A 25,048-nucleotide genomic window follows, 5' to 3' on the forward strand; every position below is an offset into this window, starting at 1 on the left:
GACTTAGGAGCGGCCAGCCTCGTTTGGCACAGCAAAGAAATGAGCGCTTCGCGCTTATCCAATCCTGATTTTCAACAATATTCATCTGAAATCATTGATTGGAGAGCGCCACAAGCTCTCCTATTCATAGCAACTGCTTCAGATCAGCGCCAGCACCTTCTCGGGCGGCCGGCACAGTGCAGCCCCCTTGGGCGTGACCACGATGGGGCGGTTGAGCAGCACGGGATGCGCGGCAACCGCAGCCAGCCGCTGCGCGTCGCTGACACCGGCCTGATCCAGGCCCAGCTCCTGGTATGCGGCTTCCTTGGTGCGCAGCAAATCCTGCAGGGGAACGCCCAGATGCGCCACCAGTTCGGCCAGTTCGGGCGCCGTCAGCGGCGTGGCAATGTAGTCCACGATATTGGGCTCGATGCCGTTGTCGCGCAGCAGGGCCAGGGCTCCGCGCGAGTTGCTGCAGCGGTTGTTGTGAAAAATGGTGATATCGGGGCGATTCACCGGCGCATCCGTGGGGTGGCTTGTAGTCATGCGCCGAGTGTAGTGGCCCGACGCATGAATTCCATTCCGCTAGCCTCGCTCAGGCCGCCACCTCCTCATGCACTTCCAGCTCGCGCCCCGGCAGCACCAGATTCAGGGCCACCGCCACCAGCGCGCCCACGGTAATGCCTGAGCCAAACACTTCGCGGATGAAGGCCGGCATCTTGACCAGCAGATCGGGCCTGACGGTCACAGCCAGGCCGCAGCCCAGAGAGACGGCAATGATGAGCGTGCTGCGGCGCGACTGCTCGCTGCTGCTGAGCATGCGCACGCCGGCACAGACAATCATGGCGAACATCATCAGGCCAGCGCCACCCAGAACCGGCTGGGGAATGGTGACCACCAAGGCGCCCAGCACCGGAAACAAGCCGGCCAACAGCAGCATCACCCCGGTGAGCATGACCACATGGCGGCTGGCCACGCCGGTCAGCGACACCACGCCCACGTTCTGCGCAAAAGTGGAGACCGGCGGGCTGGACATCAGCGCGGCAAAGGCCGAGCCCACGCCATCGCACAACATGCCGCTGGCCAGGCGCTTGCCGGGAATCGGCGTGCGCGTGGCGGCACCCAAGGCCATGAAAGTGCCCGTGGTTTCCACGATCGTGACCAGAAAGGCGATGGACATGGCCACTATGCCGGACAGGGGGAAACTCATGCCGAAGTGCAAAGGCTGGGGAATGGCAAACCAGGCCGCCTGCCTGACCTGGGTGAAATCGATCCAGCCCATGGCCAGGCACAGCAGGTAGCCGCACACAATGCCCAGCACCACGGCCGATGCTGAAATCATGCCCTTGCCCCACTGCACAAAACCAATCACCAGAAACAGCACGAAGACGGCCACCGCCAGATTGGCCACCGAGCCATAGCCGGCACTGCCCACGCCGCCTGCTGCCCAGTCCACGGCCACCGGCGTCAGCGACAGACCGATCATGGTGACGACCACGCTGGTGACGGTATGCGGAAAGAAGCGGCGGATCACCGGCATGAAAAAGCTGCCCACGATCATCACCAGCGAGCCCACCAGCGATGAACCCAGAATGCCGGGCACGCCGTGCTCCAGACCCACGCTGATGCCCGCGCCGACAAACGCAAAACTGGTGCCCATGACGCAGGGCAGGCGTATGCCCACCGGCCCTACGCCCCGGCACTGGATGATGGTCACCACCCCCGAGCCCAGCAAGGCCGCGTTGACCAGAGCCACGATCTGGTCGGCCGGCAGCTTGAGCGCTCCGCCAAACACCAGCGGCACCGCGATGATGCCCCCCAGCGCGGCCAGCAAATGCTGCAGCGACAGCAGCAGCGTGGTGAAAAAACGCGGTGGGCGATCCTCAACGCCGTAGATCAAATGTTCCATTGCCTGTCTCCTTGGTTTGTTATCGGAATGTTTTTGCCTGACGGGCTCTCACCCTCAGGCTCAATGGACGAGATGGCAGCGGCTGGCGCTGCTCAGCTTTGGTAGGCCGCCGCGAACAGCTGGCTGGCCAGCGTTCTGTGCGTGCCCAGCACCTGCTCCAGATCGGCCGTCAGCAACTGCCCGTCGGCAATCACGACGCGGCCGTTGATGACGCTGGTATGCACCTGGGTAGGCGTGCAGAACACCAGGGCCGCCACGGGGTCGTGGCCGGCTCCGGCATAGGCAATCTGGTTCATGTCAAAGGCCACGAAATCCGCCGACATGCCGGTGGAAATGGCACCGATGTCGTCGCGATTGAGCACGCGTGCACCGCCCAGGGTGGCGATTTCCAGGGCCTGGCGCGCACTCATGGCGGCCGGCCCATGGCCTACACGCTGCAGCAGCATGGCCTGGCGCACTTCGCCCAGCATGTGAGCGCCGTCGTTGGAAGCGCTGCCATCCACCCCCAGCCCCACGGGCACGCCGGCATCGCACATATGGCGCACCGGCGCTATGCCGGAGGCCAGGCGCATATTGGAGCAAGGGCAATGCGCCACCCCCGTTCCGGTGCGGGCAAACAGGGCAATGCCCTCGGCATCGAGCTTGACGCAATGCGCATGCCAGACATCGCGCCCCACCCAGCCCAGGCTCTCTGCATATTGCGCCGGCGTCAGCCCGAATTTTTCGCGCGAGAACGCCACATCGTTCTCGTTCTCCGCCAGATGGGTGTGCAGCGAAACCCCGTGGGCACGCGCCAGCAGCGCCGACTGGTGCATGAGCTCGCGCGTCACCGAAAACGGCGAGCAAGGCGCCAGCACCACGCGCAGCATGGAGTGGCGGGAGCTGTCGTGGTATTGCTGAATCAGCCTCAGGCTGTCGCGCAGGATGAAGGCCTCATCCTCCACCACCTGATCCGGGGGCAGCCCTCCCTTGCTGCGCCCCAGGCTCATGGAGCCCCGCGCCGCATGAAAGCGCATGCCCATCTGCTGGGCCGCAGCAATCGAGTCATCCAGACGCGAGCCATTGGGAAACAGGTAGAGGTGGTCGCTGCTGGTGGTGCAGCCCGACAGCATCAGCTCGGCCATGGCCGTCTGCGTGGAGGCATGCACCATCTGCGGCGTCAGATGCGACCACAACATGTACAGATTGCCCAGCCAGTCAAACAGCTCCACATCCTGGGCCGCAGGCACAGCACGGGTCAGGCTCTGGTACATGTGGTGATGGGTGTTGACCAGGCCGGGGATCACCACCTTGCCGCGCATATTCAGCACCTGGGCCTGGCCGGTCTCCATCAGCGCACGGTATTGCTGCGGCAGCTGGTCCGTGGGGCCGGCCCATTGGATGGCGGCCCCTTCGGCCACCAGAGCTCCATCGGCGATCTCGCGCCTTTGCTCGTCCATGGTGACGAGTACATCGGCATGAAGGGCTATCAAAGTCATTTTGGCGTTTCCACTGTCGTTCAAGTGGAGGCCAGTCTAGAAAGACTTGTGCGCTCACGATAGCGCTAAATTCCGCCTCTAATGCACACAAAATGTGTACATCAAGGCCAGCTAGATCGCGGCAAACATGCGGGCCAAAGCCGCCTCTATGCTTTGCGCCATCAGCTCGGCAGCGGCGCTCAGTTGCCCTTTGCTGCGGGCCATCAGCACCAAGGCCTGGCGCTGCAGCTCGGGATCGCGCAAGGGCAGATACAGCAGGGCATTGCGGCTGCACTCCTCCATCACATCGAGGGGGTTGAGCAAGGCAATGCCGCTGCCCATGGCCACCAGACGTTGAATCAAGGCCATGGAGGTGGACTCGGCCACTGGTGTGACCTCGATGGCGTTTCTGGCAAAGGCCGCATCCAGCAGCGTGCGAATGGAAAGCGGTGGCGCAGGCAGGATCAGCGGGTAGCCCACGCACTCGCTGAGCAGCACCGAAGAGTGCTTTGCCAATGCATGCCCCGGCGGAACCACCGCCCCAATCTGCCATTCGCTGGCCGCGAGCACACGCAAGGTCTTGGGCACCGGCAGGTCGTAGCACAGGCCCAGGTCCATCTCGCCGCGTTCGACGGCTGCGGCAATCGCGGCCCCTGGCATATCGATCACGCGCACCGTGATGCCCGGATAGCGCTGACGAAAATCATGTACCAGCGAGGGCATCAGCGAGGCCGCCAGCCCGGTGGTGGCCGCAATGCCGATATGGCCGCGCCGCGCTCCTTTGAAGTCTTCGATTCTTTCGCGCAGCGCCTCATGCTCGCGCAAGGTCTGGCGCACATGGGCCAGCACCATTTCCCCCAAAGGCGTCAGGCGCAGGCGATTGCTGATGCGCTCGAACAGCGGCGCGCCCAGCTCGGCCTCCAGGTCCAGAATCTGCCGGTTGACGGCGGTAGGAGCCACGTGCAGATACTCCGCCGCTTTGCGTATGGAGCCACGGCGCACGACCTCATCGAAGTAACGCAAAACTCGGGAATGCATGGCGGCAAGCGTACCCGGTTTCGCCGGATGCAGTGGTAGGGCCAGCGCATAAGACATATCAGCTATGAGCGCTGCACTCTGGCTTTTTCAGGCTTCATCCCTAGACTGGCGACAAGACCAAAACAAGGAGACTGGCCATGACGTCGTTTCAACATCTGACCCGCAGGCAGTGGGCGCAATGGGCAGGCGCCGGCGCGCTGACGGGACTTGCAGGCCTGCCTGGCATGGCCGCTGCGCAAAAAACCAGCTATCCCCACAAGGCTATCCGCATGGTGATTCCGTTCACCCCCGGCGGCTCGGCCGACATTCTGGGCCGCGCCATCGGCCATGAGCTGACCACGGCCTGGGGCCAGAGCGTGGTGCCGGAAAACGTGGCAGGTGCCGGCGGCAGCATTGGCGCAGACCGCGTGGCCAAGGCCGCTGCCGACGGCTATACCTTGCTCATGGGCCATGTGGGCACGCTGGCGGTCACGCCCACGCTCTACCCCAAGCTGCCTTACGACCCGATCAAAAGCTTCACCCCACTGGCCTGGGTGGCGCGCGTGCCCAATGTGCTGGTGGTTCACCCCTCCGTACCCGTTAACGATCTGGCCTCGTTCATCGCCTATGCCAAGGCCAGACCCGGCAGCGTGAACTTCAGCTCGGGCGGCAACGGCAGTGCCGCCCATATGACCATGGCCTATCTGGCCTTGCAGGCCGGCTTGAATCTGCAGCATGTGCCCTACAAGGGCACGGCGCCGGCCGTCAACGATCTGGTGGCCGGTCAGGTGCAGGCCCTGTTCACCGGCGTGCCGGCGGTGCTGGCGCAGATTCGCTCCGGGCAGATCAAGGCCATTGCCGTGTCCTCGCCTCAGCGCATTGCCGCCCTGCCCAATGTGCCCACGGTGGCCGAGACCGGCTTGCCCGGCTTGAGCGGCTTTGAGGCCGACCAGTGGTATGGCGTGGTGGGCCCGGCCCAGATGCCTATCGATGTGGTCAACAAGATCAACGCCCAGATCAATGCCTCGCTCAAGAGCCCGGCCATTCTGGAGCGCCTGCAAAGCGAAGGTGCCCAGCCCATGCCCAGCACGCCCAAGGTGTTTGCCGATCTGATTGCCAAGGACTTGCAGCGCTGGCGCAAGGTGATTGTGGACAGCAAGATGTCGCTGTAAGTGCCGCACGCCAGGTTGCGGCGCTCCACATGGGTCGGCTCAAGCTTTGCGCAGCCTGTCCACTTCGGCGTGCAAGTCCTTGGCCCAGACACGCCGGTCGCGCCCCTGGGCCTGCTGTGGCTCGCCGTAATGCACCACGGCCATCAGCTGCTCGGCACTGAGCACGCGCCAGATGGAGCCCAGCAGGGTTTCATCGCCCACATAGGTGGCGGCGTAGCTGGGCTCGCCGGTTTTGCCATCGACAAAGCGCAGACCCACGGGCTGTACCGGGGCATCGACCTGCACGGCTGCCTGCAGCAGATTGGAGTGAAACGACAGCAGCTCGCGACCGTCGCCCGTCGTGCCTTCGGGAAAGACCGCCAGAATTTCACCGCGCTTGAAAGCCTCTTCCATGGCCGTGATCATGCGCACGGCATCGCGCCGCGAGCTGCGCTGTATGTAGAGCGTGCCCGCCGCCGTGGCCAGCGTGCCGATGATGGGCCAGCCCTTGACGTCGGATTTGGAGATGAACCGGCAGTGACGCGCCGCGTGCAGCAGCGGAATGTCCAACCAGGAGATGTGATTGCTGACCAGCAGCACCGGGCCTTGGGTGGGTGGCTGCCCCTCAATCTGCAGCTGCACCCCGGCGCGCACCATCAAGGTGGCGGCCCAGGCCTGCACATGCTCATGCTGCTGCCAGTAGTGCAGCTGCGGAAAGCGAAAGGCCACAATCCACGCGCCCTTGGCGACATGGGCCAGCAGACGCAGACCGCGCCAGACGGCGCGCAAACTGTTTTTGATTTTGTACAAGCCGTTCGCCATGGTTAGCAAGAATTCCTCGTTCCCGACTGACGCTCAAAATCCCGGCGGGCCCGGGGCAGGCGGCGCAGACCCAAGCCCGCCGCACCGCCCCTATCTAGCCCAAACCGCTGCCTTTCAGCGGCTCAGCAGCGGTTTAAGCCGCCCGCTCGAAAGCGATCTGTCCATCGACCAGCGTGTAGCGCACGCGGGCCGGCAGTTCGTAGCCGCCAAACGGCGTGCTCTTGCCCTGGCTCAGCAGCGCCTTGGGCTCCACCGTCCATTCGGCAGCGGGATCGACAATGCACAGATCGGCCATACCGCCGGCTTGCAACAGGCCCAGCTGCGCTTGCTGCTCGCCCAAAGCCGCACCCAGCACTGCCACGGGCGATGCCGTCACGGCCTGCAAGGCACGGTTCAAGGGCACTCCATGGTCGCGGCTCCATTTGACGGCCACGGACAGCAGCAGCTCCACCCCGGTGGCGCCGGGCTCGGACTCTGCAAACGGCAGGGCTTTTTCGTCTTCGTCCACAGGGGTGTGGTCGGAGACCAGGGCGTCAATCGTGCCGTCAGCCAGAGCGGCAGACAGAGCATCGCGGTCGCGCTGCTGGCGCAGCACGGGCACCACACGGGCGCTGCTGTCGAAGTAGCCGATATCGGTTTCGGTCAGCAGCAGGGAGTTGATGGAGACATCGGCCGTCACATTCAGGCCTTCGGCCTTGGCGCGGCGCACCAGTTCCACGCCTGCGGCACTGGAGATGCGGCACAGGTGCACCCGCGTCTGCGAGCCGCGAATCAGCTCGAAGATGGTGTGCAGCGCAATCGTCTCGGCGGCCACCGGCACGCCGGCCAGACCCATGCGGGTGGCCAGTGCACCGCTGGCGGCCACGCCCTTGCCCAGGTCCTTGTCCTGCGGGCGCAGCCACACGGCATAGCCAAAGGTGTTGGCATAGGACATGGCGCGTTGCAGCGTCTGGATGCTGGACAGCGGCACATCGGCCTGGCCAAAAGCCACGCAGCCCGACTCGGTCAGCTCGGCCATCTCGGTCAGCGTCTCGCCCTTCAGACCGATGGTCAGCGCCCCCATGGGGAACAAGCGCGCCTTGTGCAGCTTGTCGGCACGCAGCTTGAGCATTTCCACCAGACCTTGCTCGTCGAGCACGGGATCGGTATCGGGCGGGCAAACCAGGCTGGTCACGCCGCCGGCCACGGCAGCCGCCATTTCGGACTGCAACATGCCTTCGTGCTCGTAGCCGGGCTCGCGCAGGCGCATGGCCAGATCGACCAGGCCGGGCAGCACCCAGCAGCCCTTGGCATCGATTTCACGCTCGGCCACAAAACCGGCAGGCGTCTCGCCCAGCGCGATGATCTGCTTGCCGTCGATGGCGATATCCGCCTGTTGATCAAAGCCACGGGCCGGGTCCATCACTCGGCCATTACGGATCAAAATTTTCATGGTTTTGCACCAAATTGGCCGCCAGCCCTTATTCCATAAGCGCTAGCAGCTATAAAAATATATCTAAAAACCGTCACCACCAGCAACTGCAGTTTGCTTCGTCGACTTTCGCATGGGACACCAAGCTAGGGCCAAAGCTGGCCGCGCCGCCCCGACGCGAGGGTGTCGTCCCCCTCCCGCATCGCGAGAGAGGGGGAAGCCGCGCAGCGGCTCAGGGGGTGTTCACGCCTCATTCCCCGCCACGATGGACATCACGGCCATGCGCACGGCGATGCCGAAAGTCACCTGCGAGAGGATTACGGCCTGCGGCCCGTCCACCACTTCCGAGGCGATTTCCACGCCGCGGTTGATGGGACCGGGGTGCATGACGATGGCATCGGGCTTGGCCAGCTGCAGCTTCTCCGGCGTCAGACCGAAGCTCTTGAAATACTCCTGGCTGGAAGGCAGCAGCGCGCCGCTCATGCGCTCGTTTTGCAGGCGCAGCATGATGATGACATCGCAGTCCTTGATGCCTTCTTCCAGGTTGTGGAAGACGCGCACGCCCATGCTGGCCATGTCCGAAGGCACCAGCGTGCGCGGGCCGACCACGCGCACTTCGGCCGCGCCCAGCGTGGTCAGGGCGTGAATGTCGGAGCGCGCCACACGCGAGTGCAGCACGTCGCCCACGATGGCCACGCGCAGATTGGAGAAATCTTTTTTGTAGTGGCGGATGGTGTACATGTCCAGCAGCCCCTGGGTGGGGTGGGCGTGGCGACCGTCACCGGCATTGACCACGTGGACATGGGGAGCCACATGCTTGGCGATCAGATAGGGCGCACCCGATTCGCTGTGGCGCACGACAAAGATATCGGCCGCCATGGCCGAGAGGTTGTCAATGGTGTCCAGCAGGGTCTCGCCCTTGCTGGCCGAGCTGCGCGCGATATCGAGATTGAACACGTCGGCCGACAGGCGCTTGGCGGCGATGTCGAAGGTGGTGCGGGTACGTGTGCTGTTTTCAAAGAACAGATTGAACACGCTCTTGCCGCGCAGCAAGGGCACCTTCTTGACTTCACGGTCGTTGACGCTGACGAAGTTGCCGGCGGTGTCGAGGATGTGGGTCAGGATGTCCTTGGACAGGCCTTCGGTGGAGAGCAGGTGGATCAGCTCGCCGTTCTTGTTCAGTTGGGGGTTGCGCTTGTACAGCACGATCAGGCCTCTTGGATGCGAAAGTGGAAAACACCGCCCTCGTCGCGTGCCAGCGACAGCAGACGGTCGGCCGGCAGCACCACGCGCGCTGCGGCAAAGTCGGCCTGGAAGGGCAACTCGCGCCCGCCCCGGTCCACCAGAACGGCCAGGCGCACACAAGCGGGCCGGCCGTAGTCATAAAGTTCGTTGAGCACGGCGCGCACGGTACGACCGGTGTAGAGCACATCGTCCAGCACCAGGATATCGGCGCCGTTGACGTCAAAGTCGATCTGCGTCTGGGCGCTGGTGCTCATGCCGCGCTGGGCAAAATCGTCGCGGTGCAACGAGGACGAGAGCACGGCAGGCTTGCCTTGCAGATTCAGATCCTTGTGCAGGCGCTCCACCAGCCAGGCGCCGCCCGAGGTGATGCCGGCCAGACGCGTCTGGGGCCCCATGAGGCGCTGCACACCACGCAGCAATTCGCCGTACAAGGCTTCGGCATCCAGAATCAGGCTCCCTTGTCCCGACTGGTTTCCTGCAATGGTTTCACTCATGGAAGACTCCTCAAAAACTGTTCCAAAATAATGCAGGCCGAAGCCGCATCGGCGTCACGCGCGCCGCCGGCCAGGGCTTCGGTCGTGCTGTAGCGTTCGTCCACTTCATAGACCGGCAGCTTGCAGCGGCTCCTCAGCTGGCGGCCAAATTTCAAGGCCCGCGCCGTGTTCTCGTGCGCGGCGCCATCGGGGTGGTAGGGCACGCCGATCACCAGCGCATTGGGCTGCCACTCGCGCACCAGCTTGTCCACCGCCACCAGGCGCGCTTCTGCAGCTTCGGCCTTGATGGTGGGCAGCGGATTGGCCCCGCCCAGCACCCGGTTGCCCGAAGCGCAGCCCGTGCGCTTGGTGCCAAAGTCAAAAGCCAGAAATTGCTGAAAGTGCGCGGGAACCTCGGGCTGGCTGGGCACGGGGGCTGCGGCTGGCGCCATACCTGATGCCTGCGTCGATCCGTCGGCCGATGAAAAGGCCGCATCGGCGGCCTTGTGGGAAGAGGAAATATCAGTCATGCACGTCCGGATTCGGGCGACAGCATCCAGCGCTGCAAACCCAGCAGGCCCAGGGCGCGGTCATAGCGCTGCTCCACCGGGGTGTCAAAAATCACCATGGGGTCGGCAGCCACCGTCAACCAGGCGTTCTCGCCGATTTCGGATTCCAGCTGGCCTTCGTCCCAGGAGGCATAGCCCAGCGTGACCAGCAGCCGCTTGGGGCCTGCGCCGTCTGACAGGGCTTCGAGCACGTCCTTGGAAGTGGTCATCTCCAGCCCGCCGGGGATGGTCATGGTCGAGGCATAGGCCGATTCGTCCGCCGCCGCGCCCTCGATCACCATGGGCTCGTGCAGCACAAAACCTCGGTCGGTTTGCACCGGGCCGCCGGTATAGACCTGCTCGTTGCGCAAATCCTCGCGTTTGAGACCCAGGTCCACCTTTTTGAGTAAGCCTTCCAGACTGAGACTGGAAGGTTTGTTGATAATCAGACCGAGCGCTCCACGCTCGCTGTGTTCGCACAGGTAGACCACGCTGCGCGAAAACGACTCATCTTCCAATCCGGGCATGGCGATCAGGAAGTGGTGCGTCAAATTGATAGGCGCAGATTCTTCAGACATGTCAGCGATTTTACCGGCGATCTATGTCTCCTTCTTACCCTGTGGGCTTGGTTTGGTTCCGACGCGATCTGCGCCTGGCCGACAATGCCGCGCTTTATGACGCTTTGCGCCAGTGCGCACAGCTTTATTGCGTTTTTGTGCTTGACGACAGCATTCTCGCGCCTCTGCCGCGTGCAGACCGCCGCGTGGAGTTCATCTGCCAGAGCCTGGTCGAGCTGGACCAGAGCCTGCGCAGCAGCAGCGGTCGCAGCGATGTCGGCCTGATCGTGCGCCGAGGGCTGCCCCAGGACATCATTCCCGCCCTGGCCCGTGAACTGGGCGCGCAGGCGGTGTTCTGCAATGACGATGACGAACCCCAGGCCCTGGCCCGCGATGCCGGCGTGCGCCGCCAGCTGCGCGCCCAGCAGGTGAACTTTCTGCCCAGCAAGGACCACCGCATCTTCGGCCGCGACGAGGTGCTGACGCAAAGCCTGTCGCCGTTTTCCGTCTTCACGCCCTACAAGAACGCCTGGCTGCGCAAGATCACGCCGTTTTATCTCTCGAGCTACCCCAGCGAGCGCCATCTGGGCGCCAAGCTGGCGGCCCGACCCGAGGCAGATGTGCGCCCCATGCCCAGCGCGGCCGAGCTGGGCTTTGTCGCCGGCACGCTGGACGGCCTGCGCCTGCCCACCGGCGTCAGCGGTGCCCGGCAGCTGCTGGCCGACTTTCTGCCGCGCCTGCCCAAATACCAGGCGGCGCGCGACTTTCCCGCGCTCAAAGGCCCCAGCTACCTCAGCGTGCATCTGCGCTTTGGCACGGTATCGATACGCGAGCTGGCGCGTATCGCCTATGAAGCCGCCCACAACGAGGACTGGCACCCAGAGGAGCGCGAAGGCGCGGCCACCTGGCTGTCCGAGTTGATCTGGCGCGATTTCTATTTTCAGATTCTGGCCCACCATCCGCATGTCACCGCGCGCAGCTTCAAGCCCGCTTATGACGCCATTGCATGGGACAGCGGCCCCGAGGCCGACGCCTTGTTCAGCGCCTGGTGCGAGGGCCGCACCGGCTACCCCCTGGTCGATGCCGCCATGCGCCAGCTCAACACCTCGGGCTATATGCACAACCGCTTGCGCATGGTCACGGCCAGCTTTCTGGTCAAGGATCTGGGCCTGGACTGGCGACGCGGCGAGGCCTATTTTGCCGAGAAGCTCAACGACTTTGATCTGGCGGCCAACAACGGCGGCTGGCAGTGGGCGGCATCTACGGGCTGCGATGCCCAGCCCTGGTTTCGCATTTTCAACCCGGTCACGCAAAGCCAGAAGTTCGATGCCCAGGGCCAATTCATTGCCCGCTATGTGCCCGAAGTCGCCGCCCTGCCCGCCAAGCTGCGTCATGCACCCTGGCTGGCCAAGCCCATCGAGCTGGCCGAAGCCGGCATCCGCTTGGGCCAGCACTACCCCTACCCTGTAGTGGACCATGCCGCAGCGCGTGAAAAAACGCTGGCCCGCTATGCCGTGGTCAAAAGCAGCAACGATCAGGACTCCTGAAAAAGAAGCGGCTTGCGCTTGTCCTTCAGAGGCTTCAGAACTTATTCAGTCTGAAACCCCATCAAGACCGGCGCAAGCCGCTCCTTGTTTTCTAGAGAAAACTTAGTCGCCCACGGCCGGCGTGCTGCCAGTCGCGCCACCGTGCAAAGGCTGGCTGTCGGGCGCCGGGCCGCTGCGTTGCAAGGCGTAGTGCTGAATCAGGCCCAGCAACTCCTCATCGGCATAAGGCTTGCCCAGATAGTGGTTGGCGCCCAGCTGCGCCGCCATCTCGCGATGCTTGTGGGCAATGCGCGAGGTGATCATGATCACCGGCATGCCTTTCAGTCGGTGGTCCGCGCGGATATTGCGCAGCAGATCGAAACCGTCCATGCGCGGCATTTCGATGTCCGACAGCACCACCGTGGGGCGCTCGTCCTGCAGCACTTCGATGGCCTGCAGGCCGTCGGCCGCCAGGGCCACGCGGTAGCCTTCGCGCTGCAGCAGGCGCTGGGTCACACGGCGCACGGTAATCGAGTCATCGACCACCAGCACCAGAGGCACCGAGGCCTGAGCATCGCCCGTCAGCAACGCGCCCGCAGCAGCGGACGATGCCTGCAAGCCTTCGGCTGCGGCCTGCTCGGCCTTGACCGCCAGCGCACGCACCTGATCGCCATACACATTGGCCAGGGCCACCGGGTTGTAGATCTGCACCACGGCACCCGAAGGTAGCACGGACATGCCGGTCAGGCCGGGCAGACGCGCCAGCTGAGGGCCCAGGTTCTTGATCACCACTTCCTGGTTGCCCAACACCTCATCCACATGCAGGGCAATGCGCTGCGAGGCACTGCGCACAATCAGCACGGGACGGGTACGGCCCACGGCTTCCTCGCTGCGCAAAGACGATTGCCACAGCGCACCGGCCCAGTAAAACGGCATGACTTCGCTGCCGTCGTGGAACTCCTGGGTTTGATAGGCCTGGCCCAACGCATCCAGCGGCGTGCGGCGCACGATTTCCACCAGGCTGGCAGGTACGCCCACGCTCATCTTGCCCACGCGCAGCATGACCACCTGGGTCACGGCCGTGGTCAGCGGCAAGACCAGACGGAAGGCGCTGCCGCGGCCAGCCTCGGAATGGGTTTCTATGCGTCCGCCCAGCGCATTGACTTCGGAGCGCACCACGTCCATGCCAATGCCGCGCCCGGCCACGCCGGTGATCTCGGTGGCCGTGCTGAAGCCCGACTCGAAGATCAGGCGGCCCGCATCTTCCATGCCCATGAACTGGTCGGCGGCCCAGAGATTCTGGCTGATGGCCTTGCTGCGAATGCTCTCCAGATTCAGGCCGGCGCCGTCGTCTTCCACCGACAGCGCCACGTCGTTACGCTCCTGGCTCAGAATGATTTCGATGGTGCCCACGGCCGACTTGCCTGCGGCCTGGCGTTGCTCGGGCGATTCGATACCGTGCGCCACGCAGTTGCGCAGCAAGTGCTCGAAGGCCGGCATCATGCGCTCGAGCATGCCGCGGTCCATTTCGATGGTGCCGCCCAGAATGTTCAAGCGCACCTGCTTGCCCATCTCCTTGGAGGTCTGGCGCACCACGGCATACAGGCGCTCGGCCAGAGATTCGAACTCCACCATGCGCGTGCGCAGCAGATCGCGCTGCAGATCACGCGCCTGGCGGCCCTGGGCCACCAGATCGTCTTCCGCCGCAATCATGTCGCGCTGCAGATTGCGCTGCACGGTGGCCACGTCGTTGACCGACTCGGCCATCATGCGGGTCAGCTCCTGCACGCGGGTGAAACGATCGAACTCCAGCGGATCGAAACCGGCGGCCGAATCCTTGGACAGGGCCAGACGCGACTGCATCTGGCTCTCGGCCTGCACCTCGATATCGCGCAGCTGGCTGCGCAGGCGCTCCAGATTGAGCGTCAGATCGCCCAGCGAAGCCCGGACCTGGGCCAGGCGCGAATCCACACGCGAGCGGGCAATCAAAACCTCACCGGCCTGGGAAATCAGGCGGTCCAGCAACTGGGCACGCACGCGCACCGTCTGCTGCGATGCGACGCGCGGTACGGCCGCAGACGCTGCAGCCTGCGCATCCAGCGCGTCATCGAAAGCGGAAACCTCGGGCTCGGTGGCAACGCTTTCACTGCTGGCAGAAGCGGCCTCGTCGGCAGGAGCGCTCTGCGCTTGAGCGGCAGCCGTCGCAGCGCTTTCTGCGGCCAGATGCAGCGGCGCCTGAATCACGGCATCGTCAATCCGGTCCAGCGGCGGCTCTGCGTCCTGCTCGCCCGCCACGCGCAGCACATCAAAGCTGGCTTGCAGGGCATCAAAACGGGCCAGCAAGGGATCAATGCTTTCGGCGCTGGGCTTGTCGCCATCCACGCGCTCCACGGCCGACTCCAGCCGGTGTGCCATCTCGCCCATGCGCATGGCTCCTGCCAGGCGGGCGCTGCCCTTGAGGGTGTGCAAGGCACGCAAGGTTTCCTTGCGGGCATCGTCCAGCAGCGGGCGCGCATGCCAGCGGCGCAGAGCGGCGCCCAGCTTGGGCAGCAGATCGACGGCTTCTTCTTCGAAGATGGGGAAGAGATCGGGGTCGACCTGATCGAGCACATCGATCTCGTCATCGTCCGTCTCGGCATGGACGGCCAGGGCAATCGCCGCATCGATGCGGCGCTGCAGATCGGCTTCCTGCTCGGCACCCACGGGCCGCGGCATGGCCGAGTACACGGCAGGCGCCTGTGGCACATCGGGTGTTTGCGCGCCGCTCTCGAGAACGGGATCGGCGCTTTCAACCGTTTGCGCCGCGAAGTCCAACGGCAGATCCAGCGGATCCACGGTCTTGGCGGGCAAATCGGTCAGCAGATCCGACCAGTCGCGGGCACTAAGATCCAGCTCGCTGACTTCAAGTGCTGGCGGTACCTCGGTCAACTCCAGGTTTTGCGCCAGCAAGGCCTGCAACTCTTCGGCTATCGAGGGCTGCGCCGTCTTCAGAAAGCCTGCGGCGAACTGGTGCAGCAGGCGGCGAATCTCTTCCGACGCGTTGACGCAGCAGCTGGCCTGATGCTGCGTGGCAAAGCCCTGGGGCTGCAGATGCTGCAGCGTGTGCTCCAGCAGGCGCGCCAGTTCGGACAGCGGCTTGAAGCCCACGGTGCCTGAGCTGCCGGCCAGCGAATGGGCCAAAGCCACGGCATCCTCGGGCACGGGCTGGCTCAGGTCCAGGCTCCACTGCTGCAGCACGGCCCGCAGGCGCTCGGACCACTCGTCGGCCTCGTGGAGATAGACGTTGTACAGCGGTGTGCTGATGCGCAGCCCGTCGATATGCTTGTAATCGTCCTCTGGCGCGGCGGGTTGCTCCGGCATAGGCACTTCCGGCGCCATATCGATTTCAGCGATGGGCGTGTGCTTGGCGGCAGGCGCTGCCTCAGAAACTTCGAAGTCCGCAAAATCCACGACTGGAGCCGCTTGCAGCAGCGGCTGCGGCGCGCTCTCAAGCGCTTGATCAATGAGAGTCTCTGGCTCGGCCTCGGGTTCGGGCGCCAATGCGGGTTCTGGCTCAACCACGGGCGCGTGTGCATCCAAGGCCGCCAGCTCGCTCTCGCGCATGGCGATTTCGAAATCTGCAAAGTCCAGATCCTGCGCCTCATCGGGGCTGGCCGGCACCTCGCTGATCGCTGCATCTGTCGCGTCGCCGGGCCGCTGCAGCGGTGCATCGGCAGACGCGGGAAGAAAGACATCAAAGTCCAGCGCGGGCAGAAAGGCATGCGCCTCATGGCTCTGCGCAGGCAGCAGCGCTTCGGCGGCGGCTTCTGCGGGACTTTTCTCGAGCCTGTCCTCGGACTTGCCTGCCGGTTGCTCTTCTTCAGGCAGATCCAGCATCCAGCCCAGCTCAGTGGAAGCTGCGGGTTCGGCGGAGACCTGTGGCTCAACGGGAATTTCTGGCTCGACGGGAACTGGGGGGGCCGCCGTATCGAGGGCCTCAGCTTCGGGAGCCAGCGGAGCAAACTCTGCTATGGCCTCCGGCCTGCGTGCGCGGCGCGGCATCAGCGCGACATCGGCGCGCTGGCCGGTCAGACGCATGGCATCGGCGGCAGCGCGAAATGGCGTGGCAGACCAGTGCTCGGCCTGACGCGCTTCCAGATCCTGCGCCCAGGCAGCAAAAGCCTTGAGGGCATCGACGGCCAGAGCGCGCATGGGCGCCGGCATGGGCTTCTGCTCGGCCAACCAGGCATTGAGCATTTGCTCCAGAGCCCAGCCGGCTTCACCGAATTCATCCAGCCCCACCATGCGCGAACTGCCCTTGAGCGTGTGAAACGCGCGGCGCAGCGTGGTTTGCTCACTCAGGCTGCCGGCTTGCTCTTCCAGCACACGCAAGGCCTGCAAGCCGTTTTCCACGACTTCACGGGCTTCTTCCAGGAAGATGAACAGCAGCTCATCTTCGCCATCAAGTTCCTGCGCACTCAGCGCCGGCTCCACAAAGGCCGGCACTTCGAAATCGGGCGCGACCTGCACCGGCGATGCCGACGCGGAAAGATCCAGATCCAATGCCGCCAACGGCTCTTGTGCCTCGGGCTGGGCGGCCGTGCTTTGAGGCATGCCGGCAAACACCTGGGCCATGGCATCGCCCAGCGCATCGGGCGCAGGCTCGCTCACCGGAGCGGGAGCCGGCAAGGAAGGCGCCAGGCTTTCGGCCACAGCGGCATCCGGCATCTGCCCCAGATCGACGTCCACGGGAGCGGCTGGCGGCTTAGGTTCTTCGGCAGGCAGAACCGCCGTCATGGGTTCAGCAACCACGGGGTCTGCTGCTGCCGCCTTCACTACGGAATCAAGAGCTTGTTCCGCAACTGCGAAATGCACTTCAGGTGCAAATGACTCTGGAGCAGTGACAGATACAGCGGTCTGCGCTGGTATTTCGGGAGCAGCGTCTTCGGTGGAGATATCCACCGTGGGCTTGAAAGGCTCGCTGCTGCGTTTGCGATTGCGTCCCATGAGAACGCGCAACTCGTCGGCTTCCTCGTCATAGATGAACAGCTTGCGCGCCATATTGCGCTGGTAGCTGAGCATGTCGATGAGAAAACCCATGGCGCCCAGGCTATTGCCCAGTTTCTCGAAGGCCTGAGCGCGCTGCTCCTCCCGGACTTCGCCCAGGATCAACTGCTCGACCTTCTCGCGCATGCGCTGCATGCCAAACGCAGCCTGATCAAAGCCCAGCACCGAGAACACGCCGCGCATTTGCGACATCTGGTGAGGCACGGCCGCCAGCACGCTGGTATCTGCGGGATTGCGGAAATACATATCCAGCTGCCGTTCGGACTCGCCCAGGGTGGAGCGCAATTCGCCCACCACCGAACCCATGGTCTGGTCATCGCTGGCCTGGCGGAACAGCTCTTCCATCCAGGGCTCCAGCGGCTGGGCAGGAGCGCCTTGCAAGGCAGCATCCAGCCGGTACACCAGGCTGCTGAACTGGCTGGCCTGGGCCTTGTCATCCAGATTGAAGGTGGCAAAAACGGCTTGCAGATAGAGCACGGCCGTCGCCACTTCCATGGCCAGCTCGGCCGGTGGCGGCTGACCGATGCGGTCCACGGTTTCCGCCACGCGAATCAGGGTCCGGGCCAGGCCCTGGCTGGCGGGCTGCAGCTTGACCAGGGATTCGGCCACCTGGCCGAACTGTTCCACCGTCAGCTTGATCTTGCCGCGCTCGCCACCGGCCAGAGCCGACCAGGTGTCGGCCACGGCCGCAATGCGCTTGCGCGCCAGAATCAGCACGGCCGGATCATGGCGGCCAAAGCGCGCCACCTGGTAATCCACCTGGGGCATGCCGTCCATGGAGTAGGCCTGCTGGACCGCCTTGAGCACCTCGCCGGAGTGCTCGCGCGGCTTGGCCTGGGCACAGAAGAACATCAGGTCCTGCAGCAGCCGCGCCGGCGGCAGGCTGTCGCCCTTGGCCATGGAGGCGTATTGCATGAGCACGCGCGAGGCCATGCGCTTGACATAGAGATCGACCGCGATCAGGCCATGTGCCTGGGCATCGAAAAAGGCAGCCGCAATCTTCCAGAAGCTGCGTGCCGTCACGTCCTCCAGCTTGCCGGCGGCAAGGCGCAGGCACAGGTCGCGCATTTGCGCCGAGGCTTCGCGGTCTTCGCTCTTGATCAGGCGCAGCACCACGCCATCGAACAAGGCCCGGGCTGCGGGGCCGTATTCCAGCGCTGCGGGCATGGCACCCACCCAGTCGGGTTCGCGCGCCCGGCGCTCTGCAGGCCATAGATCGCCGGGATGCACTTTTTCATTGCCGGCCAGCGTCGCCACTTCACGGTACTGGGGAAACAAGGCCACGGCCGACACTTCTTTGCCGGCCAGCATGGTTTCCAGAAATTCCATCAACGCAAAATGCGTGCGCTCCAGCGTGGCGGCAGCCTCGGCCGTGCACAGCTCGGGACGCTGTATGAAGCGGTTGACCGCATCCTCCATGCTGCGCATGATCTGGGCCGGAGCACCCAGGCCCACCATTTCCAGCGCACCGCAAGCCTGGTGCAGCTGCTGGCGCGCAATGCGCAGAGCCGAAGTGTCCAGCGTCTCCAGATCGGCTACACGGGCCGCGTCCGCGTCCCGGACAAATCGGCCTACCGCCTTGTTCGCAGCTTCCAGCGACTTGCGCAGCTCATCAAGCACCCAGGCCAGGGGCCCCAGGTCCTGCTCTGCAGGTGCAGTCATCACTGCACGGATTGGCGAGTCGTCTACCACGGACATGCTCAATTCCCTTGACCCGTCAGGGCTCGTATGTGTTGATGGGTACTCAGACGATCTTGAATCGTGCCACCGACTGGCGCAGTTCTTCGGCCATGTGGGACAACTCACGCACCTGCTGTGCCGTGCTGCGCGTACCTTCACCCGTCTGCTCCGTCACCGCAAAAATGTGCTGAATATTCTCGGCCACATCATTGGCCTGCGCGGCTTCGCGCGAGGTGGAGGAGGAAATTTGCTCGATCAGCTCGGCCAGTCGGCGCGACACGCTGTCGATTTCGGACAGTGCGGTGCCGGCGGAGTCGGACAGGCGCGCGCCGTCCACCACACCCTGGGTGGAGCGTTCCATGGCGGCCACCGCATCCTGGGTGTCGGTCTGAATGGCTTTCACCAGGGCCGCAATCTGGCGCGTGGCATCTGCCGAACGTTCGGCCAGGCGCTGCACTTCTTCCGCCACCACCGAGAAACCGCGACCGGCTTCACCGGCCGAAGCGGCCTGGATGGCGGCGTTCAGGGCCAGCACATTGGTCTGCTCGGTAATGTCGGAAATCAGTTCGGTAATTTCACCAATTTCCTGGGACGATTCACCCAGGCGCTTGATCCGCTTGGAGGTGTCCTGGATCTGGTCGCGAATGGAGTTCATGCCGCCGATGGCGTTTTGCACGGCCTTCAAGCCGGAGTCGGCAGCCTGCAGCGATTGACGGGCCACCTGGGCCGATTGCTGCGCCTGAGCCGACACATCGTTGATGCGGCCGGCCATCTCCAGAATCGACTGACCGGTTTCACGAATCTCGTGCAGCTGCTCGTTCGATGCGGCCAGCAGCTCCGTGGAGTTGGCATCCACCTCGGCCGTGGTCTGAGCCACCCGGGTGGCCGTGTTCTGCACCGAACCCACCAGGGCGCGCAATTCTTCCACCGTGTAGTTCACCGAGTCGGCAATGGCGCCGGTGATGTCTTCCGTCACCGTGGCTTCCTGGGTCAGATCGCCTTCGGCCACCGACTGCAGCTCGTTCATCAAACGCAAAATGGCAGCCTGGTTGGCATCGTTGATGCGCTTGGCTTCCTGCTCCTGAGAGCGGGCGTCGATCTGGTGACGTTCGGCCAGCTGCTGGCGTGCACGGCTGTCCATCAGCTGCACGCGGGAGATACCTATGCCGCACAGCACAGCCACCAGAACCGCCAGGGCCAGCACGACCAGTTGCCAGACGCTGGCACCCGCGCCGCCTTGCAAGGCGGTCTGCAGCTCTTCCAGCTGGCGGCGCAGCGGTTCGCTATCGTTGTTGATAGCCGTCTGCGCTTCACGCGCCGAGACCAGTCCTTGCAGATTGCCCAAAATGGCGCTGGCCTGGGCACGCGTCTCGTCGTACTGCTTGATCAGGGTTTGCAGCTGCTCGCGAATTTGCTCGTCACGGCTGGGTGCCAGGCGCAGCTCGGCATTGCCATCCAGCAGGCCTTCGGAGATTTCCTTGAAGGAGTTCAAATCCTTGCCCAGCAGGAACACGGCCTCAGGGCTCACGCCTTCCAGGGTCTGGAACTCGTTGGCCGACTTGGCAATACGCTGGGTCAACATCACCAGCTGGCCTGCGGCCGCAATCTCAGCCGCGCCCGCGCCTTGCTGCAGCTTCAGCGAGGAGATGGTTTCGGCGGTTTCCAGCAGGTCCGACGATTGGCGGTTGATGGTGCGCAGAGCCTCACCGACCTGGGTCAGGATTTTTTGCTGACCCATGATCAGGGCAGCGCTTTTCTCGGCCCGCTCCGTCAGTGGGGTGATGCTGTCCATCGTGGCCTGCAGGTCGGCACCCACGGCATTCACGCCCAGCTCGGGATCGCCCGAAGACAGGGCGTGCACATTGCGCGCCAGCACGCCAGCGCTGTCTTTCACGTCAGCAAAAGCCGCTTCGGCACCTGTCATGGCCTGGGAGACCGACTTGGCCAGACGCTGGGACTGCATCAAGGCCTGGCCGGTGGCAGCCAGCTGTTGGTTGGAGTTGTTGGCCGAGCGCAGCATCCATGCCGCCACGACCACCAGCACCAGCACCGACAGACCGAGCAAGGTGAACAGCGTGCGCTGATGCTTGGGGACCGGCGCCTTGCCCAGCAGCGGCAGCGTGACCTGCTCCTGGGTTGGCAGCACCGCATCGCCGCTGCGCATTCCCAATGTGGTATCCAGTGAATACATATCCTGGGCCACGGTATCGCCAAGCATGCTGTTGTCAGCACCCGTGCCTGATCGATCAGACTTGCGTTGGAACCACTGGGTGAATCGTTGTGCAAAAGACATAGCGCTGCTTCCAGAAACCTTAAGCACGAATGCTCAAAAACTTGGCGGTTTGCGACAGGCGCTGCAACTGCAGCTCTTGCCAGCGGCGGCCTGTGCTATCGATATGGACGGAGCCAAAAAAGCTCGGAGAACGAGCCGGTGCCGGCTCGCTTTGGACAAAGGCGTCTGCGCCGCGCAGACCCTGAAGCTGATCCACCAGCAAGGCAGCATTCACCTCCAAAGCGGAGTTGAATGCCAGCAAGCTGGTTTCGGATAATTCCTGCTCGCTGCGGGAGCGGCCATGGTTGAGCAGCAGGGCCAGATCCACGACGCCCGCCAGGGTGCCGCGCAGATTGGCAATCCCCAGAAACCAGTTCTGGGTATAGGGCACGGGCTGAACGCCCGTCCACGGGAAAATTTCCCCAGCCTGGCTCAAGGGCAGCAGGTAGTCACGACCGCCGGCCTGCACGGCCAGCCAGGCAGCGACCGTCACGCTTTCGCTACGTGCTGCCTGCAGGCGGCCTGCCAGACGGGATTGGAGATCTCGGAGGGCTTCGCGGTTCGCCATGGGCAGACGCAGCCTTTACAGCGCTGCGATCTTGGCTTGCAGCTCGGCTGCATCCACCGGCTTGGTGATGTAGCCGCGCGCACCCTGGCGCATCCCCCAGACGCGGTCGGTTTCCTGGTTCTTGCTGGTGCACATGAGAATGGGCACATCGGCAAACAGCGGATCGCGCGAGATGGAGCGGGTCAGCTGAAAGCCGTTCTGGCCCGGCATGACCACATCCATCAAAATCAGATCGGGCTTGTCTTCGGCCAGGCGCTTCATGGCCTCTTCGCCGTTTTCGGCGGTGCGCACCTGCAGGCCCTGTCTTTGCAGCAGGTCCGTGAGAAACATCAGTTCGGTCTTGGAGTCGTCTACGACCAGTACTTTTTGAATAGGCATCACGCGGCTCCCACACCTGCGGTTTGCTGGCCAAACTGTTCCACAGCCTGCAGCAGTTGATCTTTGGTAAAAGGTTTGGTCAGATAGTCTTGGCAGCCCACCATGCGGCCGCGTGCCTTGTCAAACACGCCATCCTTGGACGAAAGCATGACAACTGGAGTGCTGGAGAAGCGTGCGTTGCGCTTGATGATGGCGCAGGTCTGATAGCCATCGAGCTTGGGCATCAGAATGTCGCAGAAAATGAGCTGCGGCTGGTAATCGTTGACCTTGGAAAGAGCGTCGAAACCGTCGTCAGCCAGCAAAACTTCGTAACCGCCCTGCTTGAGGAAAATCTCGGCGCTGCGGCGGATGGTATTGCTGTCATCGACCACCAGAACCCGCAAAGGCGCACTGGATGCTGTCACTGTGAATCTCCTCCCGAATTAGGCCTTGGAATATCGAGCGGCAAAAGCACTCAGATTTCCACCATCTCAAAATCTTCTTTTCTGGCGCTGCACTCAGGGCATGTCCAGTTCATGGGCACGTCTTCCCAACGCGTATTCGGCGGGATGCCATGTTCGGGGCAGCCTTGCGCCTCGTCATAAAGCCATCCACAGATCAAACACATCCAAGTTTTAGGGTCGGTCACAGCTTATAGGGCCTTCACATAGAATGCAACGATTGTATCTAGTCATAACCCCGGCCTTCACCCTTGCTATCCCGGGTGCACACTGGGGTGAGCCATGGCACTGAACACCCCCCAAACACCTACCCCCTCTTCCACTTCGGACACCGCAGAAACCGAAGCGAGTCCTATCTGCGTGCTGGTTTTCAACAGCAGCGACCCCAGCGGTGCTGGCGGCCTGTCTGCGGACATCTCCACCATCTCCTGCGTAGGTGGGCACCCACTACCCGTGGTAACAGGTGCTTATGCGCGCGACACCGCCCGGGTGTATGAATACTTCCCCCTGGATGACGAGGCCGTCACCGAGCAGGCCCGTGCCGTGCTGGAAGACATTCCGGTCGCAGCCATCAAGGTCGGCTTTGTGGGCAGCCCGGGCAATCTGGCCGCCATTGCCGAAATTTCCTCGGACTACCCGGAAATTCCCATCGTCAGCTACATGCCCGATCTGTCCTGGTGGGAGGAAGACAAGCTAGACCAGTACCTGGATGCATTCAAGGAACTTGTCCTGCCTCAAACCTCGGTGTTGGTTGGAAACCACAACACCCTTTGGCGCTGGCTGCTGCCCGACTGGAGCAACAGCCGCTCGCCCACGGCGCGCGACATTGCCATGGCCGCTGAAGCACTGGAAGTGCCTTACGTCCTGGTCACGGGCATACCCCTGCCCGACCAGTTCGTCGACAACATCCTGAGTACTGCCCAGGCCGTTCTGGGCAACAGCAAATACGAAATGTTCGAAGCCACGTTCACCGGTGCCGGTGATACGCTGTCGGCGGCCCTTACCGCCTTGATTGCGACCGGCAACGATCTGGGCGTGGCCACGCTGGAAGCGCTGGAGTACCTGGACCACAGTCTGGATGCAGGCTTCAGACCCGGCATGGGCCACTACATTCCCGATCGCCTGTTCTGGGCCCAGCCCGACGAAGACGATGAAGACGCCGAGGCCGCCGGCGGCACCGATAACGAATCTGCCACCAAGCCCATCGAAGGCTTTGTGATGCCCTCTCATGACACAAAACACTGATCTGAATATTGCCCTGTTCGAACGCGCCAAGCAGGTAATTCCTGGCGGCGTGAACTCTCCCGTACGCGCTTTCGCGGCCGTGGGCGGCACACCCCGCTTTGTGCAGCGCGCCCAAGGTGCCTATTTCTGGGACCAGAACCAGCAGCAATTCACCGACTACATCGGCAGCTGGGGCCCCATGATCCTGGGCCATGGCCACCCCGAAGTGGTGGAAGCCGTGCAAAAAGCCGTACTCGAAGGCTTCAGCTACGGCGCGCCTACCGAGCGTGAAGTGGTGCTGGCCGAAAAAATCCGCGAGCTCATGCCCTCCATGGACATGGTGCGCATGGTCAGCTCGGGCACCGAAGCCGGCATGAGCGCCCTGCGCCTGGCACGCGGCTTCACGGGCCGCAATACCATCATCAAGTTCAACGGCTGCTACCACGGCCATGCCGATGCGCTGCTGGTCAAGGCCGGCTCGGGCCTAGCCACCTTTGGCGCTTCTTCGTCGGCAGGCGTGCCCTCCGATGTGGCCAAGGACACCATCGTGCTGGAGTACAACGACGTCGCCCAGCTCGAAGAAGCTTTTGCCAAGATCGGCAATTCCATTGCCTGCGTGATCATGGAGCCGATTGCCGGCAATATGAACTTTGTGCGCGCTTCGGTGGAATTCACCCGCCGCATCCGCGAGCTGACCCGTGAGCATGGCGCGCTGATGATTTACGACGAGGTGATGACGGGTTTCCGCGTGGCCCTGGGCGGCGCGCAAAGCGTGTACGCCAAGGAAATCGCCGGCTTTGCCCCCGACATCACGGTCATGGGCAAGGTGATTGGCGGCGGCATGCCCATGGCAGCCTTTGGCGCCCGCCGCGAGATCATGGAAAAGCTCTCGCCACTGGGCCCGGTCTATCAGGCTGGCACGCTGTCGGGCAACCCGATTGCCACGGCCTGCGGCCTGAAGACGCTGGAGCTGATCAGCCGCCCTGGCTTTCACACCGATCTGCACCTGAAGACCGGCCATCTGATGCAAGGCCTCAAGTCCGAAGCCAATGCTGCCGGCGTGCCCTTCAGCGTGGACTGGCAAGGCGGCCTGTTCGGCTTTTATTTCCTGCCCCAGCTGCCCAGCACCTATGCCGAAGTCATGAAGACCGACGGCAAGGTCTTCAACCAATTCTTCCACGGCATGCTGGAGCGCGGCCATTACTTTGCGCCCGCACTGTACGAAGCCGGTTTTGTCAGCGCCGCCCATACGGACGACGATATAGACCGCACCATCGAGGCGGCGCGCGAAGTGTTCAAGACACTTTGAGCCCCTGAGCTCTGTTCAAAACGCCGGGAACTCCCC

Annotated in this window: 19 protein-coding genes and 1 pseudogene; 4 read left to right on the plus strand and 16 right to left on the minus strand. The window is 63.5% G+C overall.

The genetic code is table 11. The features are described from left to right. Window positions 1–138: 138 nt before the first annotated feature. The 4 genes from arsC to EAO39_RS19885 all read right to left on the minus strand — a co-directional run bounded on the left by arsC (window position 139) and on the right by EAO39_RS19885 (window position 4,383). Entirely contained in the window at window positions 139–525 is a 387-nt protein-coding gene (arsC, locus tag EAO39_RS19870) for an arsenate reductase (glutaredoxin) (protein ID WP_120971430.1), read from the minus strand. Between the two features lie 49 nt (window positions 526–574). Further along, window positions 575–1,888 (minus strand): nucleobase:cation symporter-2 family protein, encoded by a 1,314-nt coding sequence (locus EAO39_RS19875; protein WP_120971431.1) that lies wholly within the window; start codon window positions 1,886–1,888, stop codon window positions 575–577. 92 nt (window positions 1,889–1,980) lie between these two features. Then, complete coding sequence (locus EAO39_RS19880) at window positions 1,981–3,366, minus strand: 8-oxoguanine deaminase (RefSeq protein WP_120971432.1); 1,386 nt, start codon at window positions 3,364–3,366, stop codon at window positions 1,981–1,983. A 111-nt stretch (window positions 3,367–3,477) separates the two neighbouring features. Further along, window positions 3,478–4,383, minus strand: a complete 906-nt coding sequence (locus EAO39_RS19885; RefSeq protein ID WP_120971884.1) for a LysR family transcriptional regulator — start codon at window positions 4,381–4,383, stop codon at window positions 3,478–3,480. Between the two features lie 137 nt (window positions 4,384–4,520). On the opposite strand from EAO39_RS19885, the gene EAO39_RS19890 reads away from it, so the two are divergent. Beyond that, window positions 4,521–5,534: a tripartite tricarboxylate transporter substrate binding protein gene (locus EAO39_RS19890; RefSeq protein ID WP_120971433.1), complete on the plus strand. Its 1,014-nt coding sequence runs from the start codon at window positions 4,521–4,523 to the stop codon at window positions 5,532–5,534. Between the two features lie 39 nt (window positions 5,535–5,573). On the opposite strand, the gene EAO39_RS19895 is transcribed toward EAO39_RS19890, so the two are convergent. The 6 genes and pseudogenes from EAO39_RS19895 to EAO39_RS19920 form a co-directional block, all read right to left on the minus strand. Next, entirely contained in the window at window positions 5,574–6,335 is a 762-nt protein-coding gene (locus tag EAO39_RS19895; RefSeq protein ID WP_120971434.1) for a lysophospholipid acyltransferase family protein, read from the minus strand. Between the two features lie 133 nt (window positions 6,336–6,468). Beyond that, window positions 6,469–7,767 carry a dihydroorotase gene (locus EAO39_RS19900; RefSeq protein ID WP_120971435.1) on the minus strand — a complete coding sequence of 433 codons (1,299 nt, stop codon included), beginning with the start codon at window positions 7,765–7,767 and terminating at the stop codon, window positions 6,469–6,471. Window positions 7,768–7,989: 222 nt separating this feature from the next. Then, window positions 7,990–8,943 (minus strand): annotated as a pseudogene (locus EAO39_RS19905) (aspartate carbamoyltransferase catalytic subunit); the annotation flags it as partial. Window positions 8,944–8,954: 11 nt separating this feature from the next. After that, window positions 8,955–9,485: a bifunctional pyr operon transcriptional regulator/uracil phosphoribosyltransferase PyrR gene (pyrR, locus tag EAO39_RS19910; RefSeq protein WP_120971437.1), complete on the minus strand. Its 531-nt coding sequence runs from the start codon at window positions 9,483–9,485 to the stop codon at window positions 8,955–8,957. Next, the gene (gene ruvX / locus EAO39_RS19915) at window positions 9,482–9,994 is read right to left on the minus strand and encodes a Holliday junction resolvase RuvX (RefSeq protein WP_120971438.1); all 513 of its coding nucleotides are present in this window, start codon (window positions 9,992–9,994) and stop codon (window positions 9,482–9,484) included. The genes pyrR and ruvX overlap by 4 nt, the downstream gene beginning before the upstream one ends. Further along, window positions 9,991–10,590: a YqgE/AlgH family protein gene (locus tag EAO39_RS19920; RefSeq protein WP_120971439.1), complete on the minus strand. Its 600-nt coding sequence runs from the start codon at window positions 10,588–10,590 to the stop codon at window positions 9,991–9,993. Before EAO39_RS19920 ends, ruvX begins: the two co-directional genes overlap by 4 nt. 23 nt (window positions 10,591–10,613) lie before the next feature. Here EAO39_RS19920 and EAO39_RS19925 point away from each other — a divergent pair, with 23 nt between their 5' ends. Beyond that, entirely contained in the window at window positions 10,614–12,116 is a 1,503-nt protein-coding gene (locus tag EAO39_RS19925; protein WP_120971440.1) for a deoxyribodipyrimidine photo-lyase, read from the plus strand. Window positions 12,117–12,218: 102 nt separating this feature from the next. Here the strand turns inward: EAO39_RS19925 and EAO39_RS19930 are convergent, their stop codons facing one another. Genes EAO39_RS19930 through EAO39_RS19955 form a run of 6 tightly spaced genes read right to left on the minus strand, consistent with a single transcriptional unit; the run spans window position 12,219 to window position 22,646 of the window. Next, window positions 12,219–18,839 (minus strand): Hpt domain-containing protein, encoded by a 6,621-nt coding sequence (locus tag EAO39_RS19930; protein WP_120971441.1) that lies wholly within the window; start codon window positions 18,837–18,839, stop codon window positions 12,219–12,221. Window positions 18,840–18,885: 46 nt separating this feature from the next. After that, entirely contained in the window at window positions 18,886–21,114 is a 2,229-nt protein-coding gene (locus EAO39_RS19935) for a methyl-accepting chemotaxis protein (protein WP_120971442.1), read from the minus strand. Window positions 21,115–21,133: 19 nt separating this feature from the next. Further along, on the minus strand, window positions 21,134–21,661 hold the full coding sequence (locus EAO39_RS19940; RefSeq protein WP_120971443.1) for a chemotaxis protein CheW: 528 nt from the start codon (window positions 21,659–21,661) through the stop codon (window positions 21,134–21,136). A gap of 15 nt (window positions 21,662–21,676) precedes the next feature. Further along, window positions 21,677–22,039 carry a response regulator gene (locus tag EAO39_RS19945; protein ID WP_120971444.1) on the minus strand — a complete coding sequence of 121 codons (363 nt, stop codon included), beginning with the start codon at window positions 22,037–22,039 and terminating at the stop codon, window positions 21,677–21,679. Next, window positions 22,039–22,443: a response regulator gene (locus EAO39_RS19950; protein ID WP_120971445.1), complete on the minus strand. Its 405-nt coding sequence runs from the start codon at window positions 22,441–22,443 to the stop codon at window positions 22,039–22,041. Before EAO39_RS19950 ends, EAO39_RS19945 begins: the two co-directional genes overlap by 1 nt. Before the next feature lie 50 nt (window positions 22,444–22,493). Further along, complete coding sequence (locus EAO39_RS19955) at window positions 22,494–22,646, minus strand: rubredoxin (protein ID WP_120971885.1); 153 nt, start codon at window positions 22,644–22,646, stop codon at window positions 22,494–22,496. 115 nt (window positions 22,647–22,761) lie between these two features. On the opposite strand from EAO39_RS19955, the gene EAO39_RS19960 reads away from it, so the two are divergent. Next, window positions 22,762–23,724 (plus strand): bifunctional hydroxymethylpyrimidine kinase/phosphomethylpyrimidine kinase, encoded by a 963-nt coding sequence (locus EAO39_RS19960; RefSeq protein WP_120971446.1) that lies wholly within the window; start codon window positions 22,762–22,764, stop codon window positions 23,722–23,724. Beyond that, window positions 23,708–25,012, plus strand: coding sequence for a glutamate-1-semialdehyde 2,1-aminomutase (gene hemL, locus EAO39_RS19965; RefSeq protein WP_120971447.1), 1,305 nt, complete (start codon window positions 23,708–23,710; stop codon window positions 25,010–25,012). Before EAO39_RS19960 ends, hemL begins: the two co-directional genes overlap by 17 nt. The last annotated feature ends 36 nt before the right edge of the window (window positions 25,013–25,048 follow it).

Origin of the sequence: Comamonas sp. lk (assembly GCF_900564145.1) — a bacterium.
Taxonomy (GTDB): Bacteria; Pseudomonadota; Gammaproteobacteria; order Burkholderiales; family Burkholderiaceae_C; genus Comamonas.

Excerpts from the sequence above, each read along its gene's own strand:
- arsC (WP_120971430.1), bottom strand. The coding sequence starts at position 525 with ATGACTACAAGCCACCCCACGGATGCGCCGGTGAATCGCCCCGATATC.
- EAO39_RS19875 (WP_120971431.1), bottom strand. The coding sequence starts at position 1,888 with ATGGAACATTTGATCTACGGCGTTGAGGATCGCCCACCGCGTTTTTTC.
- EAO39_RS19880 (WP_120971432.1), bottom strand. The coding sequence starts at position 3,366 with ATGACTTTGATAGCCCTTCATGCCGATGTACTCGTCACCATGGACGAG.
- EAO39_RS19885 (WP_120971884.1), bottom strand. The coding sequence starts at position 4,383 with ATGCATTCCCGAGTTTTGCGTTACTTCGATGAGGTCGTGCGCCGTGGC.
- EAO39_RS19890 (WP_120971433.1), top strand. The coding sequence starts at position 4,521 with ATGACGTCGTTTCAACATCTGACCCGCAGGCAGTGGGCGCAATGGGCA.
- EAO39_RS19895 (WP_120971434.1), bottom strand. The coding sequence starts at position 6,335 with ATGGCGAACGGCTTGTACAAAATCAAAAACAGTTTGCGCGCCGTCTGG.
- EAO39_RS19900 (WP_120971435.1), bottom strand. The coding sequence starts at position 7,767 with ATGAAAATTTTGATCCGTAATGGCCGAGTGATGGACCCGGCCCGTGGC.
- pyrR (WP_120971437.1), bottom strand. The coding sequence starts at position 9,485 with ATGAGTGAAACCATTGCAGGAAACCAGTCGGGACAAGGGAGCCTGATT.
- ruvX (WP_120971438.1), bottom strand. The coding sequence starts at position 9,994 with ATGACTGATATTTCCTCTTCCCACAAGGCCGCCGATGCGGCCTTTTCA.
- EAO39_RS19920 (WP_120971439.1), bottom strand. The coding sequence starts at position 10,590 with ATGTCTGAAGAATCTGCGCCTATCAATTTGACGCACCACTTCCTGATC.
- EAO39_RS19925 (WP_120971440.1), top strand. The coding sequence starts at position 10,614 with ATGTCTCCTTCTTACCCTGTGGGCTTGGTTTGGTTCCGACGCGATCTG.
- EAO39_RS19930 (WP_120971441.1), bottom strand. The coding sequence starts at position 18,839 with ATGTCCGTGGTAGACGACTCGCCAATCCGTGCAGTGATGACTGCACCT.
- EAO39_RS19935 (WP_120971442.1), bottom strand. The coding sequence starts at position 21,114 with ATGTCTTTTGCACAACGATTCACCCAGTGGTTCCAACGCAAGTCTGAT.
- EAO39_RS19940 (WP_120971443.1), bottom strand. The coding sequence starts at position 21,661 with ATGGCGAACCGCGAAGCCCTCCGAGATCTCCAATCCCGTCTGGCAGGC.
- EAO39_RS19945 (WP_120971444.1), bottom strand. The coding sequence starts at position 22,039 with ATGCCTATTCAAAAAGTACTGGTCGTAGACGACTCCAAGACCGAACTG.
- EAO39_RS19955 (WP_120971885.1), bottom strand. The coding sequence starts at position 22,646 with ATGTGTTTGATCTGTGGATGGCTTTATGACGAGGCGCAAGGCTGCCCC.
- EAO39_RS19960 (WP_120971446.1), top strand. The coding sequence starts at position 22,762 with ATGGCACTGAACACCCCCCAAACACCTACCCCCTCTTCCACTTCGGAC.
- hemL (WP_120971447.1), top strand. The coding sequence starts at position 23,708 with ATGACACAAAACACTGATCTGAATATTGCCCTGTTCGAACGCGCCAAG.